Origin of the sequence: Oryzomicrobium terrae (assembly GCF_008274805.1) — a bacterium.
In the GTDB taxonomy this organism is placed as follows: Bacteria; Pseudomonadota; Gammaproteobacteria; order Burkholderiales; family Rhodocyclaceae; genus Oryzomicrobium; species Oryzomicrobium terrae.
In genome coordinates this window covers 772,133-794,410 of the sequence record NZ_CP022579.1, presented here as the reverse complement: position 1 = coordinate 794,410, position 22,278 = coordinate 772,133, and the positions used below count along the sequence as shown (strand labels likewise).

The 22,278-nt window shown below is 69.2% G+C and carries 19 protein-coding genes; 5 read left to right on the top strand and 14 right to left on the bottom strand.

Annotated features, from left to right (window positions below):
• Position 1: 1 nt before the first annotated feature.
• The 6 genes from pilV to OTERR_RS03635 all read right to left on the bottom strand — a co-directional run bounded on the left by pilV (position 2) and on the right by OTERR_RS03635 (position 4,071).
• Positions 2-451 carry a type IV pilus modification protein PilV gene (gene pilV, locus OTERR_RS03660; protein WP_054621588.1) on the bottom strand — a complete coding sequence of 150 codons (450 nt, stop codon included), beginning with the start codon at positions 449-451 and terminating at the stop codon, positions 2-4.
• Positions 451-972 (bottom strand): GspH/FimT family pseudopilin, encoded by a 522-nt coding sequence (locus OTERR_RS03655; protein ID WP_054621589.1) that lies wholly within the window; start codon positions 970-972, stop codon positions 451-453. The genes pilV and OTERR_RS03655 overlap by 1 nt, the downstream gene beginning before the upstream one ends.
• Positions 966-1,403 carry a type IV pilin protein gene (locus OTERR_RS03650; RefSeq protein ID WP_054621590.1) on the bottom strand — a complete coding sequence of 146 codons (438 nt, stop codon included), beginning with the start codon at positions 1,401-1,403 and terminating at the stop codon, positions 966-968. The genes OTERR_RS03655 and OTERR_RS03650 overlap by 7 nt, the downstream gene beginning before the upstream one ends.
• A 589-nt stretch (positions 1,404-1,992) precedes the next feature.
• A complete protein-coding gene (locus OTERR_RS03645) occupies positions 1,993-2,499 on the bottom strand; it encodes a cupin domain-containing protein (protein WP_149424891.1) in 507 nt (168 codons plus the stop codon).
• A 78-nt stretch (positions 2,500-2,577) separates the two neighbouring features.
• On the bottom strand, positions 2,578-2,907 hold the full coding sequence (locus OTERR_RS03640; protein WP_223115996.1) for a YciI family protein: 330 nt from the start codon (positions 2,905-2,907) through the stop codon (positions 2,578-2,580).
• Between the two features lie 126 nt (positions 2,908-3,033).
• Positions 3,034-4,071: a quinone oxidoreductase family protein gene (locus OTERR_RS03635; protein ID WP_149424890.1), complete on the bottom strand. Its 1,038-nt coding sequence runs from the start codon at positions 4,069-4,071 to the stop codon at positions 3,034-3,036.
• A 194-nt stretch (positions 4,072-4,265) separates the two neighbouring features.
• Here OTERR_RS03635 and OTERR_RS03630 point away from each other — a divergent pair, with 194 nt between their 5' ends.
• Positions 4,266-5,177 carry a LysR family transcriptional regulator gene (locus tag OTERR_RS03630; protein WP_246154317.1) on the top strand — a complete coding sequence of 304 codons (912 nt, stop codon included), beginning with the start codon at positions 4,266-4,268 and terminating at the stop codon, positions 5,175-5,177.
• A 593-nt stretch (positions 5,178-5,770) separates the two neighbouring features.
• Here the strand turns inward: OTERR_RS03630 and leuA are convergent.
• Together leuA and OTERR_RS15965 are read right to left on the bottom strand one after the other, a co-directional pair.
• Entirely contained in the window at positions 5,771-7,480 is a 1,710-nt protein-coding gene (gene leuA / locus OTERR_RS03625; RefSeq protein WP_149424889.1) for a 2-isopropylmalate synthase, read from the bottom strand.
• A gap of 528 nt (positions 7,481-8,008) precedes the next feature.
• Entirely contained in the window at positions 8,009-8,167 is a 159-nt protein-coding gene (locus tag OTERR_RS15965) for a hypothetical protein (protein ID WP_187775293.1), read from the bottom strand.
• A 339-nt stretch (positions 8,168-8,506) separates the two neighbouring features.
• Here OTERR_RS15965 and OTERR_RS03620 point away from each other — a divergent pair, with 339 nt between their 5' ends.
• Both OTERR_RS03620 and OTERR_RS03615 read left to right on the top strand, forming a co-directional pair.
• Positions 8,507-10,123, top strand: coding sequence for a diguanylate cyclase domain-containing protein (locus tag OTERR_RS03620; protein WP_149424888.1), 1,617 nt, complete (start codon positions 8,507-8,509; stop codon positions 10,121-10,123).
• 152 nt (positions 10,124-10,275) lie between these two features.
• Complete coding sequence (locus OTERR_RS03615) at positions 10,276-11,883, top strand: MFS transporter (protein ID WP_149424887.1); 1,608 nt, start codon at positions 10,276-10,278, stop codon at positions 11,881-11,883.
• A gap of 407 nt (positions 11,884-12,290) precedes the next feature.
• Here the strand turns inward: OTERR_RS03615 and OTERR_RS03610 are convergent, their stop codons facing one another.
• The 5 genes from OTERR_RS03610 to OTERR_RS03590 all read right to left on the bottom strand — a co-directional run bounded on the left by OTERR_RS03610 (position 12,291) and on the right by OTERR_RS03590 (position 17,239).
• Positions 12,291-12,644 carry a nucleotide pyrophosphohydrolase gene (locus OTERR_RS03610; RefSeq protein WP_054621594.1) on the bottom strand — a complete coding sequence of 118 codons (354 nt, stop codon included), beginning with the start codon at positions 12,642-12,644 and terminating at the stop codon, positions 12,291-12,293.
• A gap of 259 nt (positions 12,645-12,903) precedes the next feature.
• A complete protein-coding gene (locus OTERR_RS03605) occupies positions 12,904-13,329 on the bottom strand; it encodes a GreA/GreB family elongation factor (protein ID WP_054621595.1) in 426 nt (141 codons plus the stop codon).
• 609 nt (positions 13,330-13,938) lie between these two features.
• Positions 13,939-15,132, bottom strand: coding sequence for a CaiB/BaiF CoA transferase family protein (locus tag OTERR_RS03600; RefSeq protein ID WP_054621661.1), 1,194 nt, complete (start codon positions 15,130-15,132; stop codon positions 13,939-13,941).
• A gap of 272 nt (positions 15,133-15,404) precedes the next feature.
• A complete protein-coding gene (locus tag OTERR_RS03595) occupies positions 15,405-15,584 on the bottom strand; it encodes a hypothetical protein (protein WP_149424886.1) in 180 nt (59 codons plus the stop codon).
• A gap of 215 nt (positions 15,585-15,799) precedes the next feature.
• Positions 15,800-17,239, bottom strand: a complete 1,440-nt coding sequence (locus tag OTERR_RS03590) for an aldehyde dehydrogenase family protein (protein ID WP_149424885.1) — start codon at positions 17,237-17,239, stop codon at positions 15,800-15,802.
• 198 nt (positions 17,240-17,437) lie between these two features.
• On the opposite strand from OTERR_RS03590, the gene OTERR_RS03585 reads away from it, so the two are divergent.
• Together OTERR_RS03585 and OTERR_RS03580 are read left to right on the top strand one after the other, a co-directional pair.
• Positions 17,438-20,512, top strand: a complete 3,075-nt coding sequence (locus tag OTERR_RS03585; protein WP_149424884.1) for a diguanylate cyclase — start codon at positions 17,438-17,440, stop codon at positions 20,510-20,512.
• 96 nt (positions 20,513-20,608) lie between these two features.
• Positions 20,609-21,058: a hypothetical protein gene (locus OTERR_RS03580; protein WP_246154315.1), complete on the top strand. Its 450-nt coding sequence runs from the start codon at positions 20,609-20,611 to the stop codon at positions 21,056-21,058.
• A 294-nt stretch (positions 21,059-21,352) separates the two neighbouring features.
• On the opposite strand, the gene OTERR_RS03575 is transcribed toward OTERR_RS03580, so the two are convergent.
• Complete coding sequence (locus OTERR_RS03575; protein ID WP_149424883.1) at positions 21,353-22,264, bottom strand: LysR family transcriptional regulator; 912 nt, start codon at positions 22,262-22,264, stop codon at positions 21,353-21,355.
• Positions 22,265-22,278 lie beyond the last annotated feature (14 nt).

Genomic DNA, 22,278 nt, shown 5'->3' with positions numbered 1-22,278 from the left:
ATCATTGCCATTGCAGTTGGGATGTCACGGTGTGATGGTGGGGTACGCCCTGGACCGCTTGCCAGCACAGCGTCACGGTCACCGTGCGGTCGGCGGCGTTAACCACGATTTGCTGTTTGCTTGCCGGGGCGTTGGGCAGCATCCCGTTAACCTGGGTCAGCCAGTCGGTGACGACGGCGGCCGTGGTGTCGTTGCCACCGGGAGCGCACAGGTTGCCCCCCGTGGAGCGGTGGGCAAAGCTTGCCAGTTGGGCAGGGTCGGCGACGGACAGCAAGCCGAACAGCTGGTCGGCGAGGAAGGCGGCGTCGGCGCGGTACCGGGCCTCGGTGCTCATGTTGATGGCGTTGGCCTGCATGGCCACCAATCCCAGGATGCCCAGGGAAAAGATCAGGAGGGCGATCAAGCCCTCGATCAGGGTGAAACCGCGCTGTGTGGCAGAGGACGCACCCATCAGCATTTCCTCGGATCGTTGGCGGCGGTGATCGCCGGATTGCACATGCGGCTCTGCCCACCGGCAAAGACGTCGATCTGCAGGGTATCGATTCCACTTCCGGCAGCGGTCACCGTCACCCGGGACAGATTGGTGGCCGGGGAAAAATTGAGCACGCGCCCGGTGGAGGTAAAGGTCAGGCTGAGTTGATCGTTGGTGCTGGCAATCTGCATCGTTCCGCCGCTCTCGCCGGCCGGGCGGGTCTGCAGAGTCTGGGCGGGCAACGGCACGGCCACGGTCCAGCCGCCGCTGGCCGCCAGGGTGAACGTCACCCCGGTATTGAGCCGAATCGCCTCGGCGCGGGCCAATTGCAGGCCGTTCATGATGGCATCCGCCGTGGTGCGCACCCGGTAGTTGGTGATCATCTGGCGGAAGGACGGCGCCGCCAACCCCGCCAGGATGGCCATGATCAGCACCACGATCATGGCTTCGATCAGGGTGAAGCCGGCGTTGCGGCGAGGCGCCATGAACGGGGTCAGCATGTATCGCCCGCCCGGCTCATCCAGCAATTACGCGGCAGCCCACTGGCATTGGGAAAGGCCGTGGTCTGGCGGGCGTTGTCCTGGTCGATGGTGAAGGTGAAACCGTTCATCCCGCGTCCCGCCTTGCCCGTTGCCGTAATGAGGAAGCCCTGATTGGTGGCGACCGTGCCGTAATTGCAGGAGAACGTGAACGCATCCCCGTCCAGGGTGCCGATGTTGTTGCCGCAGGCGGCGGCCGTGGAACCGTAGTTGCGGTTGTCCTGGTAGTACTGCTCAAGCTGGACGCGCATGGTTGCCAGCTGGTTCATCGCTTCGGCGATGCGGCCGCGCTGGACGTAACTGGTGTAGGCAGGGTAGGCGACGGAGGCCAGGATCCCGATGATGGCGATCGTGATCAGAAGCTCGATCAGGGTGAACCCGGTTCTTCTCATGCCGCATTCCTTTCACCCTCCGGGGAGCCTGCCGGACGCAATATCGGTCGGACGGCAACCAGGGTGGCGACGATTCTCCGTAGTGCTGCTTGTTGTTAGAACCAGACCGCCCTGTCCGGCGCGCGGCGAGGCACTCTCAGGGCCTGGTGGTACGAGGTACCGGTACAGCGGATCCGTCGTCCGACGCGTCGTTGGCGGCGCCCCTCCAGCCGCCTGCGTACGGTGACGATTTAACTCGCATGATATTGCAATGTATTGACTCTTTTCAACAGCACAGCGCCGCTCGGCTATGCAACTTCACTAGACAAGCGGACGAACGGCACCCCGGGGCATTTACTGGCCCCAAAGGGGCTGCGGCACGAGCATGATGCCTGGCCGGCATATGCGCGCCGAATCAAATCTGAGGATGGCCACGATATCGACGCACCAGCCCATTCAGTCGCCCATAGTCACAAACGGGTATTGGCACCACCGCAGCGCCAATACCCGGGCGCCCGCCATCCGAGCGCTTCGAAATGCATCGGCCGGATGGCCCACACCGAACGGCAGAGGCCACCGCTCACGGTCTCCCCCCGGCAGCCGCCCCCGGTTACGCCTCGCCCTCCCAATACCCCGCCGTCGGCCCCAGGCGGCCCACGTACTCCAGGGTGCGGGCGGCTTTGTCGCCCCCCGGTGGGGCACCGGCAAAGATCGCCACCTTGCCCGAATCCGGGTAGCCCATCACGTCCGGCGCATGCATGGTGCTGACCACCAGGTAACGCAGCGGAGCATCCGAATCGTTCTCCAGTTGATGAGCCGTTTCCGGCCCACCCGCCGGGGCGCCGAGCACGTCACCGGCCCGAACCGGGCGGGACTCGGCGCCGAAGCGCCAGAGCCCCTGCCCTTCCAGGATCACCACCAACTCCTCGTTGGCATAGTGGTGATGGCGCGGCCAGGCCCGTTTGCCCGGCGGCAACTCCACCAGCCGGGCGCCCAGGCCCTTCAGGCCGAGCCGACCGGCTATCTGGGCGGCGCGGGCCTGGTAGCGTGCGCCGTTGCCGTGCTCGGTCAACGGCAGGTCCGCCAGGGTGACGATGGGAACAACATGGTCGGGCATGGTGCGTCCTTTCACGAAATTGACGGTGCCACCGGGACGCTCCTGCCATCCCGGTGGCACCGGTAGTTACCCGGCCCCTCAGGCCGCCAGCCGCGGCACGGCTGCGCTGTCCGGCGCCAGGGACGCCGGCAGTTCGGAGGCCCGCAGCGTGGCATGGAAGGCCACCACCTCGAAGGCGGCCACCCCGGCCTGGGAAAAGGGATCTTCCGCCAGCCAGCCGAGCAGCGCCTCCCGGGAGGGCGCCCGGGCCAGGATGACGCCGCCCTGGCGCGGCTCCTGAGGGCCGGAAGCGATGAAGCGGCCGGCGCCGAACTGGCGATACAGGTAGTCGCGGTGAGCCTCCAGATGGGCCTCCACTTCAGCCAGGGAACGAATGTAGCGCAGTAGCACGACGTACAACATGAGCATGATCTCCAACGATGCAATGGGAATGGGGAATCAACGGAATCAACGGAGTCAACGAAATCCTCCCCGCTGCACAGCGGGGAAAGGGGCAGGTGCAATGCCCGCCCCCGACAAGGCGTTGTCCCCGCCTCAGGGGATGAGCAGCAACGACCCGGAGGTCTCGCCCGCCTCCAGCCGGCGATGGGCCTCGGCGGCCTGCTCCAGAGGCAAGGTGCCCCCCACTTCCACCTTGAGGCCCGCAGCCAGGCGCGCCAGGGTGGCCGCCGCCCCTTCCCGGTAGCGCGCCAGGTCGGTCATGAAGCGGAACACCCCGGGGCGGGACAGGGCGATGGAGCGGGCCGGGCCGAGCAGGGCCGGATCGACGAGGCCGATGTCACCGGCCACCTGGCCGATGGACGCCGCCATGCCGTAGGGGCGGACCGCCTCCAGGGTGCGGGCCAGGGTGGCGCCGCCGATGCCGTCGATGGCGTAGTGCACACCCTGGCCGTCGGTCAGCTCCTTCACCGCCGCGACGAAGTCCTCATCCTTGTAGAGGATGGCGTGGTCCAGGCCGTGGGCGGCCGCCAGCTCGGCCTTGGCGGCGCTGCCCACGGTGCCGATCACCGTGGCCCCCAGGGCCTTGGCCCACTGGGTCAGCACCAGCCCCAGCCCGCCGGCGGCGGCATGGACCAGCACCGTGTCGCCGGGCCGCAGGGGCCGCACGTGGGCGAACAGCATATGGGCGGTGATGCCGCGCAGCATGGCCCCGGCGGCGCTGGCGTCGGACACCCCGTCGGGCAGGGGCACCGCCCGGGCGGCGGGGAAGTTGCGCGCGCTGGCATAGCTGCCCGCCGGCGGCCCGGCGTAGGCCACCCGCTGGCCCAGGGCCAGGCCGTACTGCTCGGCGGCACCGGCCCCCAGGGCGACGATTTCCCCCACCCCTTCCACCCCCAGGGTGGCGGGCAGGGAGGGCAGGGCGTAAAGGCCGGTGCGGTGGTAGATATCGACGAAATTGACGCCGATGGCGCGGTGGCGGATCTGCACTTCCCCGGGACCGGGGGCGGGCAGGGGGCGGCGCTCGACCTGGAGGGCCGTGGCATCGCCGGGGCGGTGCAGGCGGACTTCGGTGGCGTGGGTCAGGGGCGCGTGGGGCGTCGCAACGGCGGCGGACGGGGCAAGGGTTGACATGGCGACCTCTCGAAATGGATGACGGGAAAAATGACGCCCCCGGGGCGGACTGCCGGAAGCCTCGGAAAAACGTCCAGCAGCCCCGGGCATCGCACCGTGTTGTCGGCGCGGCGCTGTTGCCCCGGAAGCGCATTGCCGGGCCACTGTAATCCGTTCAAAATCGCCCGAAAATTCCCAATGAACACACATTGACTGTGCAAAATTCACCAGACCTGAACGCCCCCCTGCAATGGGACGACGTGCGCCACTTTCTCGCCCTGGCCCGGGAAGGCAGCCTGTCCGGCGCCGCCCGTGCCCTCAAGGTGGAGCACTCCACCGTGGCCCGGCGCGTCGATGCCCTGGAGCAGGCCCTCAAGCTGCGCCTGTTCGACCGGCTGCCCCGGGGCTGGCGCCTCACCCCGGAAGGGGAGGCCCTGGCCCAGCACGCCCAGCGCATGGAGGACGAGGCCCTGGCCTTCGGCCGCGCCGCCCTGGGGGTGGCCACCCTGTCCGGCACGGTGCGTCTCTCCGCCCCGCCGGTGGTGGCCAGCCACTTTCTCGTCCCGCGCCTGGGGCCCCTGCGCCAGCGCTGGCCGGACATCCGCCTGGAAGTGGTGGGCGAGGCCCGGGAGGCCAACCTGACCCGGCGCGAGGCCGACCTGGCCCTGCGCCTCTCCCGCCCCAGCGCTCCCGGCCTGGTGGCCCGGCCCCTGGCGGAAATGGGCTACGGCCTGTTCGCCACGCCCGAGTGGGCGGCCCGGCCGGCGACAGAGTGGGAATTCGTCGGCTACGACGAGAGCCTGCGCCAGGTGCCCCAGCAGCAATGGCTCGACAGTCTCACCGCCGGGCGCCCCACGGTGTTGCGCAGCAACGACCTGGGCGGTCTCTACCAGGCGGCCCGGGCCGGCCTGGGTGTGACCGCCCTGCCCTACTTCCTCGGCAACCGGGACGATGTACTGGTGCGTCTACCCGCTTACGACTGCCCGACCCGGCGCAAGCTGTGGCTGGTGCTGCATCCGGACCTGCGCCGCTCGCCCCGGGTGCGGGCGGTGGCCGACGCCATCGCCGAACTGGTGATGAGGGAGGCTGCCCTGCTGGCGGGGCGGGAGGGGGCGGCCGAGACCTGAGGGCGGGGATGCCCCGCTGACGGGTGCCCGGCCGAACGACAACGGGGGCCGGGGCCGGACCAGGAACGGGGGTCACAGGCCAAGGCCCGCGCCCCAGGGTGCCGAAAGCTGAAAGCCGAAAGCCGAAAGCCGGGCACCGAGTGCCGCCGTCCGGCGGCAATCTCACCGCAGCAAAGCACGCCAAGACGCGGTGGCGGACAGCCGCCACGACGACAGTCGACCGCACCTTCCCCCCAGCGGTGCCCCTCCGTGCCGAGGGCTACCAGGCCGACAAGGCGAGCCGCATGCCATCGTCAACCGCGATGGCAATTTCACACCCTGCCAAAACCCCGCGCCAGTTCTTGAGTTCCACGGGGGTAAAAAAGAGCCATCGCCGTAGACGATGGCTGGAGATGATGGCGAAAAGGTGGTGGCGGGAATCGCTCAACCGCTCAACCATCGAAGCGCCGCCGGCCCCACGTCCGCAACCATGCCGGAAGCGTAGCGCGGCGGCCTACCCCGTCCGCTCCGCCGGCGGGCGCCCCGGGATCAGCCTCGGCCGGGTCACGCCAGCGCCCGGGGGCGACCCCAGGCTGCCCCCGGGGCTATCCCGGTCAGGGGGCAGATGCCTGGGCGGCGGCCGGCACTGCCGCGCCAGCCTGGCTACGGTTGATGCCCGAAACCACGGCCAGCACCGAGGCGGTGATGATGTTGCCGTGCACGCCGACGCCGAAGGTGGCGCCGGGGCGGCCGGGCACGGTCATCTCCACGTAGGCCACGGCCCGGGCGTCGGCGCCCTTGCCGAGGGAGTGCTCCTCGTAGTGCTGCACGGCGGCGTCGAAGCCGGCCTGGCGCAGGGCGTCCACCGTGGCGTCGATGGGGCCGTTGCCTTCGCCGCGCAACTCCCGGGTGGCGCCGCCGATGTCCACGGTGAGGGCGATGCCTTGGCGCTCCTGGGCGGCCTCGAACAGGTGGTGGCCGACGTAGCGCACCGGGGCGGTGGCTTCCAGGTATTCGCGGCTGAACACCTGCCAGAGGGCGCTGGCGGTCATCTCGCCGCCGGTGGCGTCGGTGATCCGCTGCACGGCACCGGAGAATTCCACCTGGAGGCGGCGCGGCATGACGAGGCCCACCTCAGTTTCGAGCAGGTAGGCGATGCCGCCCTTGCCGGACTGGCTGTTGACGCGAATGATCGAATCGTAGGTGCGGCCCACGTCGGCCGGATCGATGGGGAGATAAGGTACTTCCCAGATGGCGTCCGCCTGCTGGACGGCCAGGCCCTTCTTGATGGCGTCCTGGTGGGAGCCGGAGAAGGCGGTGAACACGAGGTCGCCGACGTAGGGGTGGCGCGGGTGGATCGGCAACTGGGTGCAGTGCTCGACGGTGCGGGCCACGTCGTTGATGCGGGAGAAGTCGAGGCCCGGGTCCACGCCCTGGGAGTAGAGGTTGAGAGCGAGGGTCACCACGTCCACGTTGCCGGTGCGCTCGCCGTTGCCGAACAGGCAGCCTTCGACCCGGTCGGCGCCGGCCATCACCGCCAGCTCGGCGGCGGCCACGGCGCAGCCCCGGTCGTTGTGGGGGTGCACCGAGAGGATGATCGAATCGCGCCGGGCCAGGCGGGTGTGCATCCACTCGATCTGGTCGGCGTAGTAGTTGGGAGTGCCCATCTCCACCGTGGCCGGCAGGTTGATGATGCACTTGCGTTCCGGGGTGGGCTGCCAGACCTCGGTGACGGCGTCGCAGACCTCCCGGGCAAAATCGAGCTCGGTGCCGGTGAACACTTCGGGGCTGTACTGGAACACCCACTCGGTGTCGGGCTGGGTGGCGGCGCAATCGCGGATCAGGCGGGCATGCTCGATGGCGATGGCCTTGACCCCGGCCTGGTCGGTGTCGAAGACGATGCGGCGGAAGTTGGGGGCCGTGGCGTTGTAGAGATGCACGATGGCCCGGCGGGCGCCCCGCAACGATTCGAAGGTGCGGCGGATAAGGTGGTCCCGGGCCTGGGTGAGGACCTCGATGGTCACGTCGTCCGGGATGTGGCCGCCTTCGATCAATTCACGGACGAAGTCGAAGTCGGTCTGGGAGGCGGAGGGGAAGGCGACCTCGATTTCCTTGAAACCGATGGCCACGAGGGTCTTGAACATGCGCATCTTGCGCTCGGCATCCATGGGCTCGAAGAGTGCCTGGTTGCCGTCCCGCAGATCGGTGCTCATCCAGATCGGCGGGCGGGCGATCACCTGGTCGGGCCAGGTCCGCGCGAAGGTGGGGTCGGTGACATGCACCGGGGTGAAAGGACGGTATTTGGCGGCGGGGTTCTTCAACATGATGATCTACTCCAATGCGGTCGATAACGGAAAGAAGGGGCACGCATGGGGCTGCCAGGCTGTCCGGCGGTGTCGCGGACATGGTTCGCGGCCTGGCAACCGGACGGCAGTCGCAGGATGGAGAAGGCGGGCAGTAGCAGCAGGTGCAGGGAGGTCATGACAGTCTCCGAGGGAGAAAAACGACAACGGGAAAAAGGAGGATGGCGACGCGCCGAGCGACGGGGCTGACGCATCTCGCCCGATCCGGCCCGGAGGCTGGAGGAGGCGGTTTCAACAGGAGGGGGGAAAGTAAGTGTGCGCTAGACGCGCAGCAGCAGACCCAGGTCCAGGGAGAGCTGGTCCAGGGCGAAGACAGCGATCGGAGCGTTGCGCTCGATCATGGGGGTCTGCTGGGTGTTCATGACAGCAACCCTAACCGAAGGGCCGGACGGCGGTCAACCCCGCCGTGCCACAGCCTTTCGTCCGCCCTTGCGGCGGCGCCCGGGAACGCTCCGTCCAGAGGGACGGCAAGCGCCCGGGAGTAGTACCTCAACAATTACCCTTCTTGGCCTGACCCGGCGGACAGAAGCCACCGCCACCCTGATGGGCCGGCGCCGGATCGACGACTACGGCGCCAGCCGGGGTGTAGACCGCACAGCCACCCAGCAGCGCGAACAGCGCCGCCAATACGCAAATCTTGATTTTCATGACAACTCCTGGATGCCGCCAATCGCACACCGGTAAGGGTGCAGGCGGGTTAACAAGACAACGGACAGGACGTTGGGCGCCGCGGGCGCCATGCCAGCCCCACTGCCAGCCCCGTTACGGGGCGCTTCCTCCGATCCGACTGGATGCCATCTTGTCACGATAGCGCCGGAGCAGAGCGGCCAGGAGACGACCGGCACGCGGGCAGCGACCGTGGGGTGCCGGATCGCATCCTGGCCTCCCCGCTCATCGCCATCCCCTGCGCTACGCCGGCCGATTTTCACCGACCGTCCATCTCCCATGTGTCACAGCTGTCATGGCGAGGGATTATGATTATGAACTATGACTTTTCGCCGACCCCGCCGCCTCTTTGACAGCGTCATCACCCGCCTGATGCTGCTCGGGCTGTGCATCGTCCTGATCGGTATCGTTGCGCGCTACTACACCTTCAGCAACTTCCTGCGCGAGGACCTGGGGGCGGTGGTCGAGGCCCAGCAGTACGCCCTGGCCACCTACGTGGCCCGGGACATCGACGACAAGATCGTCCAGCGCCGGCAGCTCCTCGAGCGCCTGGCCACGGCACTACCCCGGGAGCTGCTCGACCGGCCAAGGGCCTTGCGGGAATGGCTGAAGGAACGTTACGACTACCAGCCGCTCTTTTCCGCCGGGCTGTTCATTGCCGACACCCGGGGCCTGGCCATCGCCGATTACCCGGCGCTGCCCGACCGGGTCGGCGGCAATTACGCCGACCGGGATTACATCCAGGCCGCCCTCGCCGGCCAGGCGTCCATCGGCAGCCCAATCATGGGCCGGGCCGCCAAGGAACCGGTCCTGCCCATGGCCGTGCCCCTCAAGAACGACAAGGGCGAAATCCGCGGCGTGCTGGTGGGCATCACCGCCCTGGCCGCGCCGGGCTTCCTCGATCTGCTGCAGAAGAGCCGCATCGGCAAGAGTACCGGCGGCTTCCTGCTCATTTCTCCCCGGGACAAGCTGTTCGTCGCCGCCTCGGAGCCGGACATGGTGTTCAAGCCCACGCCGCCGCCCGGGATCAACACCCTGCACGACCGGGCCATGGGCGGCTACCGGGGCACCGGCATCACGATCAACGCCAAGGGCGTCGAGGAAGTCTCGGCCATGGTCACGGTGCCCAGCACCGGCTGGTTCGTGGTCGCCCGGCTGCCCAGCGGGGAGGCCTTCGCCACCGTGGCCCGGACCCAGTCCTTCCTGCTCAAGAACGCCGTGGTGGGCATTTCGATTTTTGCCCTGCTCGCCTCCTGCGGCATGTATTTCGTATTGCGCCCCCTGTTTCGCGCCGCCGACCACGCCGACCGCATGACCCGGGGTGAGCTCCCCCTGGCGCCCCTGCCGGTGTCGCGCAACGACGAGGTGGGCTACCTCATCCGCGCCTTCAACCGGCTGCTGATGAAGCTCGACGAACAACAGGCCGAGCTGGCCCGCATTGCCCACCACGACCCCCTCACCGGACTGCCCAACCGCGCCCTGCTTTCGGACCGGCTGCGCCTGGCCCTGGCCCAGGCCCAGCGCAAGGGGAACCAGGTCGGCCTGCTGTTCATGGACCTGGACGGCTTCAAGCAAATCAACGACACCCTGGGCCACAAGGCCGGCGACGAAGCCCTGCGCCAGGTGACCCAGCGCCTGTCCCAGATCGTGCGCCAGGCCGACACCCTGGCCCGGGTCGGCGGCGACGAGTTCGTCCTGCTGCTGTGCGACCTGGGGGACGACGCTGAAACAGCCGCCAGCACCGTGGCGGTGAAGTGCATCGAGGTGCTCAAGCCGCCCTTCGCCATCGGCGAGACGACCTGCACCATGGGCGTATCGATCGGCATTGCCGTGGGCTACGGCGACGTTTCCGCCGATACCCTGCTGCTGGCGGCGGACCGGGGCATGTACCAGGCCAAGAAGGCGGGCCGGGGCCGTTACATCACCTACAAGATCTAGGCCCCCGCCCCCCTGGCCAGCGCCTCGGAGCCGCAGTGCCGCCCGGCCCATCGGCCACGGGGAAGGTAAAGAACGCCCCATGCGCAATGCGGCCGCCATCGCCGATAATGGCGGCCCTTGGCGGCGCCGCCGCCTTCATCGCCCCACCTCCCATGACCGACGCCACCCCAGCCGTATCTGCCGCTACATCCGCCGAATCCCCCCGTCTGCAACGCCAGGTGGCGGTGGCCGCCTGTTTCGGCACCTTCCTGGAGTGGTACGACTTTCTCACCTTCGCCACCCTGGCCACCTACTTCGGCCCCCTCTTCTTTCCGCCGGAAAACCCGGTGGCCGGGCTGCTGGCCAGTCTGGCCACCTTCGGCGCCGGCATGGTGGTGCGCCCCCTGGGGGCGGCCCTGTTCGGCTCCCTGGGTGACCGCATCGGCCGGCGCCGGGTGTTCATCGTCACCATCGTGCTAATGGGCATCGCCACCGTGGGCGTGGGCCTGCTGCCCACCTACGCCCAGGTCGGCCTGCTCGCCCCGGCCCTGCTGCTGGCCCTGCGCTTGCTGCAAGGCCTGTCGGTGGGGGGGGAGATCGGCGGCTCGGCGGTGTACCTGACCGAGCACGCGCCCAACGGCCGGCGCGGGCTGTTCACCAGCGTGCTGCAATTGATGGGGCCCCTGGGCATGATGGCTTCCGCCGCCCAGGTGGTACTGCTGCAATCCTGGCTGTCGGAAAGCGACTTCGCCACCTGGGGCTGGCGCGTGCCGTTCCTGGTGTCGGCGCTGCTGCTGGCGGTGTCGCTGAAGAGCCGGGTGGCCCTGCACGAGTCGCCGGTGTTCCGCCAGTTGCAGGAGAAGAAGGCCCTGTCGGCCACGCCGCTACGGGACTGCTTCCGCGACCGCACCACCCTGGCGCGCATGGGGGTGCTGGCCCTGTGCATCTCCGCCGGCGGCTCGTTGCTGTTCTTCTCCGCCCAGGTCTACACCACGGTGTTTCTCAAGAGCGTGGTCAAGCTGGAGGCCAAGACCGCCAGCCAGCTGGTGATGGTGGCCACCGTCGCCCTGTTCCCCCTGACCCTGGCCGCCGGCGCCCTGTCGGACCGCATCGGCCGCCGTCCGGTGCTGCTCGCCGGCCTCTTGGTCGGGGCGCTCACCCTGCTGCCAGTGTTCCAGGCCTTCATCCCCGCCGGCAACCCGGCCATGGCCCGCTTCCAGCGCGACGTGCCGGTGGTGCTGGCGGGCAGCGACTGCTCCTATTCGCCCTTCGCCACCCCGGCCAGCGACTGCGCCCGGGCTCAGGAATGGCTGGTCAAGCAGGGGGTGGCCTACACCCGCCGCGACCAGCCGGCCGGTACGCCGACCTCCTTGCAGGTCGGCGCCGCCGCCCCGGTAGCGGCCCACGACGCCGCCGCCCTGGCCCCGGTACTGGAGGCCGCCGGCTGGCCCGGCCGGGCCGACCCGGCCCAGGTGGACCGCCTGACCCTGGTACTGCTGCTCCTGGTGCCGATCGTCGCCGTGGCGCTGATCACCGGCCCCCAGACCGCGGTGCTGGCCGAACTCTTCCCGGCCCGCACCCGCTACTCGGCGGTGGCCCTGCCCCACAACCTCTCGGCCGGCTGGATCGGCGGCCTGTCGCCCTTCGTCGTCACCCTGCTCAACGTGCGCTACGGCGACGGCACCGCCGGCCTGTGGTACCCGGTGCTGCTGCTCGGTGTGGCCTTCCTGGTGGGATTGCGCTTCCTGCCGGAGACGAAGCAGGTGCGGCTGGAGGATTGAGGCGTGTCTGTTGCTGCCCCTCGCGGGGCAGCGAATCATGGGCTGCGTGGCCTGACCGCGGGAGTCGAAGCCTCACGCGGCACGCCCAGTTCGTGCATTTCTCACCGGGCAGATCTACTCCGAATCACCGCATAGACAAACAGGCCTGAGAGCAACACCCCCAAGCACACAAGCCAGGTTTCCGCGAAGCCGAAAAACCAGTTAGCCACACCCCCGATCGCAGGGATCAAGGCTGCAGCCAGTCTGATTGCTACAGGAATTTTTCTCATTGGCGAAAACAACCGCTCTGCCTGGGATGGAGATCGTTATTCAGGGAGTGAAAGTCCCCTGGATTGCAGACTAGCCATTGAAGCGCAATGAAAACCGCATAACACGCTTCTCCAGCAACGTCCCAAAGCGCGGGTGCCCTACAGCTCGGTGTACTTGAGCGCCTTGCCCCGCGCCTTCTCCACCGGATACTTGGCCCGGTTGAGCACCATCTTGTCGCGGAAGGCCTGGGCCAGGTCCACGTCGAGGCGGTCGGCCAGGCGGGTCAGTACCAGCAGGACGTCGGCCAGCTCGTGGGCCACCGCCTCGCGCTTGTCCGCCGGCAGGGCGGCGCTTTCTTCCGGGGTCAGCCAGAGGAAGTGTTCGAGCACTTCGGCAGCTTCCACCGACAGGGTCATGGCCAGGTTCTTGGGGGTGTGGAAGGGCGTCCATTCCCGCTCTTCGACAAAATCGCGCACCAGGCTGCGCAGCTCTTCCAGGGTCATGGACGTCATGGGATCAGGCCGATCGGCTAGGGGTAAAACCCGGATGATCGCCCAAGGCGGGATGCAATGCACCTGCCCGGACCCCAAGGCGGAGAGCCAATCTCCAGAGGCCCATGGGCAAACGCCGCGCCCATGGCCGATCTTCGCGGCCCCATGGCCAAGATCAAGCACTGGCGCGGCGTTTCAGCCAGCCACTATTCCATCCCGCGTCGGAAGCCCGCACCCGCAATGGGCCGGGGCTAAGGCCGCGAGGGTGGCGGACGCGGTCCTACAGGGCGACCCAGCCCCGGGCCTCGGGCTGGAACGGCAGGGCCGCCAGGGTCCAGGTGGCCGCCGCCCCGCTGCCTTCGGCTTCGGGCAGTTCGATGGTCTCGCCGACCCGGGCGCCGAACAGTGCGGCGCCGACCGGGTGGAGGATCGACCAGCATTCTTCTTCCGGGTCGTGATCCTCGGGATAGACCAGGGTCAGCTCGCGCTTGGCGCCGTCGGCGCCTTCGAGCACCACGGTGGAGTTCATGGTCACCTGGTCCGCGGGAATGCCGTCCGGCGGCACCACCTGGGCCGCGCGCAACCGGGCCAGCACCCGGGAGGCGGCATCGGAAACGCCCTGGCCGCGCTGGAAGCGGGTCTCGATCAGCACCACCAGGCGGGCCTGGTCGACGGCGGAAATGCAGGGTTGCGAAGCTTGGGTCATGGCAGGACTCCTGGCCCGGTGGCCGCAAGGCCGGGATCGGGCAACAAACAAAAACGGGGAACAAGGGAAAGGCCGGCGCCAACGGGGCGCCATCGCAGCGGCTGCCCGGCAGGGGATGGGGCGCGGGACGACTGACGGATGGTGCGGGTCAGGACGCCGCGCTTCGACCCGGGGAGCGTGCTGGCCGCCTCAACGGCGGAGTGGCGGGCGGGCTGCGCCAGGCGCAGCTGCTGCTCAGGCCCTCGGGTCGGGCCGCTGCCGGGCGGGGGAGAGGCAGGCGGCCAGTCGGTGACGACCCATGCCGGCTCGGCGACTCCCCCGGACGACCCGGTCCCCGGTAGGGGCGCGCGGCAGGTCGCGGGCAATCGAAAAGGCAGGAACGGGCATGGTCGGAAAGTGACGGACTCAAAAATGCACCATTGCGGTGCGGATGCCCCATTCTACCCCGGCCCGGGGTTCCCCCCAAGCCCCGGGACCGGCGCCAAAAAACCGGGATGGGCCGGGCCGACAGGCGGCGACCTCCGGCAGGAATGGGGAATCGGGGATCGGGAATCCGCAACCGGACGCCGGCCACAGCCCCGCCGGCTTACGCGGCCCGGCCGGGCCGGCTTAGATCGCCCCGGCGGCGCGCAGCCGGGCGATGTCCGCCGGGGTAAAGCCGAGGCGGCCGAGCACGGCGTCGGTGTGCTCGCCCAGGGTCGGGCCGAGCCAGTCGGTGCGCCCCGGGGTGGCGGTGAGGGTGGGCACCACGCCGGGGATGGTGAACGGCTTGCCGTCCGGCAGGGTGGCGGCCTGGAGCATGCCCCGGGCGAGGAATTGCGGGTCGGCGAACATGTCGGCCACCGAATAGACGCGGGACGCCGGCACCTCGGCATCCGCCAGGGTGGCCAGCACGGCGTCGTGGTCGTGGGCGGCGGCCCAGGCGTCGATCACCGCGTACAACTCATCGCGGCGGGCGTCGCGCCCGGCGTTGTCGGCCAGGGCCGGGTCATCCGCCAGGTCGGGGCGGCCGATGGCCCGCATCAGGCGGCCAAAGATGGCGTCGCCGTTGGCGCCGATGGTGATGTGCCGCCCGTCCCGGGTGGTGTGGGTGTTGGAGGGCGTGATGCCCTTCATGATGTTGCCGCTGCGTTCACGCACGAAGCCGAACACGTCGAACTCGGGCACTAGGGATTCCATCATGGCGAACACCGCCTCGTAGAGGGCCACGTCCACCACCTGGCCGGCGCCGCCCCCCACTTCCTTGTGACGCAATGCCATCAGGGCACCGATGGCGCCCCACAGCGAAGCCAAGGCGTCGCCGATGGAAATGCCGGTGCGCACCGGCGGCCGGTCCTCGAAGCCGGTGACGTAGCGCAGCCCGCCCATGCTCTCGCCGATGGCGCCAAAGCCCGGCTGATCCCGGTTCGGCCCGGTCTGGCCGAAGCCGGACAGGCGCACCATGACCAGCCCCGGGTTCTCGGCGCGCAGGGCTTCCCAGCCCAGGCCGAGCTTTTCCAGCACGCCAGGGCGGAAGTTCTCCACCACGATGTCCGCCTCCCGGGCCAACTGGCGGACGATGGCGGCCCCTTCCGGGTGCTTGAGATTCACCGTCACCGACTGCTTGTTGCGCGACTGCACGTACCACCACAGCGAAGTGCCCTGGTACAGCTGGCGCCAGCGGCGCAGCGGGTCGCCGCCGTCGGGCGACTCCACCTTGACCACCTCGGCGCCGAAGTCGGCCAGGATGCGGGAGCAGAACGGCCCGGCGATCAGGGTACCCAGTTCGAGCACTTTGACCCCGTCGAGGGGGCGCGGGGTCAGGTCAGCGGCGGCAGGGGATTCAGCGGCAGCGGCGGGGCCGGACGAGGCGGTGGTCACGAAGCACTCCAGGCAGGGTAAGGAACGGAACGGGGCCGCCCGGGGCCGCCCTCTTCCCGCGTTTTCTGTCGGCCCGGTGCCGCGGGGCGGTCGCCGGGGCGGGATACGTCAGCGGAGGGGCAACGGTCCAAGCGGAACGGCGCGAGCAGCGCGGCGGAGCCCGTCGCACACCCATCGGCGGATGGCAGCCCTCCCAATCCGCCGACGGGCCACGATCATTTGGCGCTTTGCGGCGCGGGACTGGGGGTGGGGGTGTTCTGCTGGGCGGCTGCTTTCTCTTGCGCCAGCCGCTCCTGCCACTGCGCCTCGCTCAGCCCGTGGCTGCCATCGCAGTACTCGCGGCGGCCGCAACCACAGCGCCCGATATCGCCTTCGTTTTTCTGCACGCGCATCATTTGTCGTTCCCGCTAAAAAAGCAGGCCATTATGCCTCGCCGCCCGCCCGACCCCCAGGCCCCGGGCACTATCCCGGGCCGGCGGAACAGCAGCGCCGGCACCGGGCGGCGTGACACGGGCAGCCCGAACCCCGCGCCAATAGCCAATCTCCAGCAACCCACCTTCAAACCCCGCGCCAGTGGCCGATCTCCAGGCATGCCATCTGGAGAGCCGCGTCAGGCCTTGAGTTGCACCGACTGGGGTTCCAGGAACTCCATCACGCCGTGGCGGCCCAGCTCGCGGCCGTAGCCGGACTGTTTGAAGCCGCCGAAGGGGGCCTGGAAGTTGAAGAAGGCGCCGTTGATGTCCACCTGGCCGGTGCGCATCTGCCGGGCGAAGGCCAGGGCCTTGTCGCCGTCCGGGCACCACACCGCGCCGCCCAGGCCGTAGGCGGTGTCGTTGGCCAGTTGCAGGGCTTCCGCTTCGTCCCGGTAGGGCAGGATGGCCAGCACCGGGCCGAAGATCTCTTCCCTGGCGATGGTCATGGTGGAGCGCACGTCGCCGAACACGGTGGGGCGCACGTACCAGCCAGTTTCCAATCCTTCCGGCGCCTCGGGGCCGCCGGTGAGCAGGGTTGCCCCATCGGCCACCCCTTGGCAGATGAAGTCCCGCACCCGCTCGCGCTGGGCCCGAGTGACCAGGGGGCCGAGGCGGGTAGCCTCGGCGAAGGGGTCCCCCGGCGCGTAGGCCTGGGCCGCCGCCACCGCCAGTTCGGCCGCCGCGTCGTGCTGGGCCGCCGGCACCAGCAGCCGGGTCAGGGCCGAGCAGGTCTGGCCGGAGTTGAGGAAGCAGGCCCCCACCGTGCCCTTCACCGCCTGGGCGAGCAGTGCCGCGTCGGCCGCCGCCTCGGGCAGGATCACCGAGGCCGACTTGCCGCCCAGTTCCAGGGAGACGCGCTTGACCGTCTCGGCGGCCAGGGCCGCCACCCGTTTGCCGGCCCGGGTCGAGCCGGTGAACGACACCGCGTCCACCACCGGGTGGGCGGCCAGGGCCTCGCCTACCACCGGCCCCAGGCCGGTGACCAGGTTGAACACGCCGGCGGGCACGCCCGCCTCGGCCATCACCTCGGCCAGGACGAAGGCATTGAGGGGCGCCACTTCCGAGGGCTTGAGCACCACGGTGCAGCCCGCCGCCAGGGCCGCCGCCACCTTGGCGGCAATCTGATGCAAGGGGTAGTTCCACGGGGTGATGGCGGCCACCACCCCCACCGGCAGGTAGGCGACCCGGGAATGGCCGATCACCTCGTCGGCGAAGCCCTCGGCGGCAATGGCGGCGCAGGCCTCGAAGGAGGCGATGGGGTTGCCGGCCTGGATGCGCACCGCCAGCTTGAGGGGCATGCCCACCTCCCGGGCGATCAGTTCGCCGATTTCCTGCTGGCGGGCCTTCAGCCCGGCGGCCACCTTGGCCAGCAGGGCGCCCCGCTCGGCCGGGGCGGTGCGGCTCCAGGCGGGGAAGGCGGCCCGGGCGGCGCGCACCGCCGCGTCGGCATCGGCGGCATCGCCCAGGGGCACCCGGCCCAGGGGCTGCTCGGTGGCCGGATTGACCACCTCCTGGGTGCCGCTCCCGGACGGGGGCACCCAGCGTCCGTCGATGTAGAAGGCGTCGCGCACGATCATGGCAGGCTCCGGAAAGGTAAGAGGGGTAAAGGCGCAGATCATACCTCCCCCCTCCCCATGGCGCCCGGTGCGACGCGAACAGTCCGGCCCGACGGGTTCACCCGCCGCGGAACGTGAAATTTCCGATATCCAAGAGACATAACGAAAGTTATATTTCACTAATATTCGCTGCGCCGCGAATACCCGCCTGACCTTGCCATGCCTCCGAACGCTCCCACGCCCCCTGCCCCGCCCCCCCTTGTCCGCCCCAACGATCGACCGGCGCTGGCAGGCATCGCGGCGGGGGTCGCCGCCGTTCTCCTGGGCTGCATCCTCTACTGGCTGCTGTTGACCGACACCTACCGCCACCAGGTCAACGATATCGAGCACCAGACCCAGCTACGCGCCACCCAGACATCGCAGGCGCTGCTGGCCCAGGTGGAAAGCCTGATGACAGGCCTGGACGTGGTGGCCCAAAAACTGGCCGTCGATTACGAGAACCAGACGCCCGCCAGCTTCGACAAGGCCGCCCAGACGGTCGTCGCTGCCTACCCCCCCGGTGCCATTCTCCAGATCAGCGTGGTCGGCAAGACCGGCCAGGTGCTCTATTCCACCCTGCCAAGCTCCCCCGGCCACCCCACGAACATCGCCGACCGGGAGCATTTCCGCGTCCATGCCGACGGCGGCCCCGGCACCCTGTTCATCAGCAAACCGGTGCTGGGGCGGCTCTCGCACCAGTGGAGCATTCAACTGTCCCGCCCCATGCACCGGAACGGCGCTTTCGATGGCGTGGTGGTCATCTCCCTCTCACCGGGCCACATCTCCAACTTCTTCCGTTCCGTATTCGGCAGCGGCAATGATGTGGTGGTCCTGCTGCGCCAGGACGGCAGCTTCCTGGCCCGTTCCAAGGATGAAGACGAGGTGATGGGGAAAACGGCCCCGCAACGCAACTATCTGCAACTGAAGGACCAGTCCCAGGGGAGCTACGAAGTGGCGGCGCGGACGGATGGGATCGTCCGCTACTACGCCTGGACCCGGGCCCGGGCCTACCCCTTGATCGTCAATGTCGGCCTGGACAAGGAAGCCGCCCTGGCCGGCGTACGCCAGACGATCCGCACCGGCCGGCTGCGCAACCTGGTGGGTACCGCCGCGGTGCTGGCCGGCACCTTGGCCATCGCCTGGCTGCTCCTGTTCCGCCTGCGGGCCAAGGCCCAGCTACGGGCCAAGGACGAGCGCCTGCACAAGCTGGTGACCCAGGTGCCCGGCGCCATCTACCAGTACCGGCTGGACCCCGACGGTAGTTCCTGTTTCCCCTACGCCAGCCCGGGCATTGCCGACATCTACGAACTGGACCCCGCCGAGCTGGCCGTGAGCGCCGCCCGGGTGTTCGAGCGCATTCACCCGGACGACCTGGCGCAGGTGAGCGCCTCCATCGGCGCCTCGGCCCAGCATCTGACGCCCTGGGACGACAAGTACCGGGTGACGACCAACCTCGGCGGCATCCGCTGGCTGCATGGCTTCGCCCAGCCGGAGCGACAGCCGGACGGTAGCATCCTGTGGCACGGCTACCTGCACGACATCACGGCGGAGCACACCATCCAGCAAGCGCTGCAGGAAAGCGAGGAGCGGCTGCGCCTCACCCTGGACGCGGTCCAGGATGGCCTGTGGGAATGGGATTCGGCCCAGGGCACCCTGCACTGGGACCGTCGCTGCTACGAGTTGCTCGGCTACCCGGACCAGGCTTTCCCCATGGGGCTGGGGGCATTCTTCGACCTGGTGCATCCCCTGGACCTGGAACGCTGCCGCATCGATCAGGCCCAGCACCTCGCCCCCGGGCAGATCTACCGTACCGAATTCCGCCTGCGCCGTGCCGACGGCGACTGGCTGTGGGTCGAATCCCGGGGCCAGTTGCTGTCCCGGAGCGAACATCGCCCGGCCCGCATGCTGGGCACCCTCTCGGACATCAGCGAGCGGGTCACCCAGGCCCAGGTACGCCGCGCCCTGCTCGACCAGAGCGCGGCGGCCATCTTCCTGGCCACCCCGGACCGGCGGATTTCCCACGCCAACGCCCGGGCCCTCGAACTGTTCGCCCCCGACGACCAAACTCTGGTGGGCCGGAGCTTCCGCACCCTCCATCCCGACGACGCCTCGTTTGCCGCCTTCAGCGCGCATTACCAGACCCTGCGCCAAGCCGGCTCGATCCGGCTGGAGTGGTGCCTGCGCGACAACCGGGGCCAGCTGCGCTGGTTCAGCGCCCGAGGCTCGCTGCTCGACGAGGACGCCCCCAACGGCAACGTGATCTGGACCTTGCTGGACACCGATGCCCAGCACCGGGCCATGGACGCCCTGGCCCTGGCCCGGCAGCGCCTGACAGCGATCATCGAGCAGTTTCCCGGCGGCGTGCTGGTGGAAGACCAGGGCGAGCAGCGCATCATCATCGCCAACCAGGCGTTCTGCGCGCTTAGTGGCACGGGAACGACACCTCAGGAACTGGTCGGGCGCCCCCACGCCGAACTCGCCGCACAACTGCCCACCGGCCTGCTGGCCCCGCCCGCCTCCGACGAGGACGCGCCGACGGACGCGGTGGAATGGGAATGGAGCCTCGCCGATGGTCGCAGCCTGGCCGTGGAACGCATCACGCTCCAAGGGGCCGGCGCCCCCATCGGCCTGTTCTGGTTCATCCGCGATATTTCCGAACACAAGCGGCGTGAAACGGCCCTGGCCGCCCTGGCGGCCACCGACCCTCTGACCGGTCTGGCCAACCGCCGCACCTTCATGGCGCGCATGCACGACGAACTGAGCGAACAACGCCGCGGCCGGGACGAACCGAGCGTGCTGGTGATGCTCGACCTGGACCATTTCAAGCGGGTCAACGACACCTATGGCCACGCCGCGGGGGATCAGGTGCTGCAGCATCTGGCCGGCCTGATGCAGGCGGACCTGCGCCGCGACGATCTGGCCGGGCGCCTGGGCGGCGAAGAGTTCGCCATCCTGCTGTCCCGCTGCGACCTGGAGGGCGGGAGCGTCCTGGCCGAGCGCCTGCGCGCGGACCTGGAGAGGACCCCGGTAAATACCGACGCCGGCCCTGTCCACGTCACGGCCAGCCTGGGCATCACCCTGCTCCGCCCCCCTGTCGACAGCCCCGAGGATTGCCTGGCCCGGGCCGATGCGGCCCAGTACGAAGCCAAGCACCGGGGCCGCAACCGCGTCGTGGTCTGGACTACCACCATGGGCGTGGCCAGCAACCGTAGCGCTCAACCGCAGGCCGAGGCCGAGGCGCTGCCTGCCCCCTGAAGCCCCCCACCTCGCCTGGAGGGGGGCTGATCCGCGACAATGGCGTTTTTTCCGGAGCCGGCCGCCCGGCCGCCCCCCGTCCTCGAGAGTCCACCGATGCTCATCCGCCCGTTTGCCCTTGTGGCCTTCGCCATCCTCGCCCCCCTGGGCGCTTTTGCCAACGGCGCCCAGGCCGCCCAGCCGGCGTTCTCCGGTCCCGACTACAGCGGCCGCTACGCCTGTACCGGCGACGACGCCAAGGAAGGGGCCTACAGCGCCACGGTGACCCTGGAATTGGTGCCCGAGCACAGTACCGGCAAGTACGGCGCCTACGCCTTCACCCTGGATGTGCCGGGCTTTGGCACCTATCCGGGCCACGCTGCCGCCAAGGGTGCCACCATGGCGATCTACTTTGCCAACACCGACCCGGCCCCCCGGGACTTCGGCACCGGCATCGCCACCTTCGCTCCGGGCCGCAGCGGCCGCTGGAGCTTCACCAAGTTCTACTACGAGCCCGAATTCAAGGGCGGCAACCACGGCATCGAGCGCTGCGAACAGCAGCCCTAGGGCGGTGCCTGTCGTGCCGCTCGCAACGCAGATGGCGCAAAGACGCAGCGAAGCAGAGCGCGCGGAAATGCAGAAAATCACCACAACCCCGGGGCGATCCATTAAAAAAATTAATGTATCGACCCGGTGAAAAACTCAAGATCCGCGCCAGTCGCCGGGTTTTCCGATTGACCTGCCAGAATGTATTAAAAAAATTCAAGCATTGCCGTTGATTGCCTTGTCGCCGCGGCCTCTGCGGCTCTGCGCCCTCCGTGTCGAAAGAGGTTAAGTCCCCACCCCGACTCCCCTGCGCGCCTACCCCGCCAGGGACGCCGCCAGAAAGCGGGCCAGGCCGCCTTGCAGGGGCTTTTGCCGGTGGCGGATGAAATACAGGGGCCGGGAGAGGCCTGCCAGGCCCGCCAATTCCTCGGGCAGGCCGGCCGAAGCAGCCAGATCCACCACGTCGCCCCGCTGCAACAGGTCCGCCACCACGTGGCGCGACAGGCAGGAGACCCCCAGGCCGGCGGCCACGGTGCGCTTGATCGCCTCCGAATTGCCCAGGGCCAGGGTCACCTTGAGGTGGCCGAGCAGCGGCAGCAGCAACTGCTCCAGCACCTCCCGGGTACCCGAACCGGTTTCGCGCAGTACCCAGTCGGCCCCGGCCAGGGCCTCCCGGGTCAGGGTTCCGGCCCCCGCGGCCCGGGCCAGGGGATGGTCCCGGCCGGCAAAGACCACCAGCTCGTCCTCCTGCCACGGCGCCACCACCAGGTCCGGATGACGGCACATGCCCTCGATGAAGCCGCCGTCCACGGCGAATTCGGCCACCGCGGCGACGATGTCGGCGGTGTTGGCCACGTCCAGGCGCAGCCGGGCTTGGGGGTTGTCGCGGTGGAAGGCGGCGATCTGGGGCGGCAGCAGGTAGTTGCCGACGGTGGTGCTGGCCCCCAGGCGCAGGGAGGCCGCCTCGCCGGCGAACAGCCGGCCGATGTCGGCGGCCTGTTCGAGCAGGGCAGTGGCCCGGGGCAGCAGCAGGCGGCCCGACTCATTAAGGCGCAGCTGGCGGCCGATGCGGTCGAACAGGGCGGAGCCCAGCTGGCGCTCCAGCTCCGCCAAGGCGGCGGAGGCAGCGGACTGGGACAGGGCGGCGGCCTCCGCCCCCCGCCCGGTGGTGCCGTGGCGGGCGATGGCGACGAAGACTTCGAGTTGGCGCAGGGTCAGGTGGAGCACACAGTTACCTATAA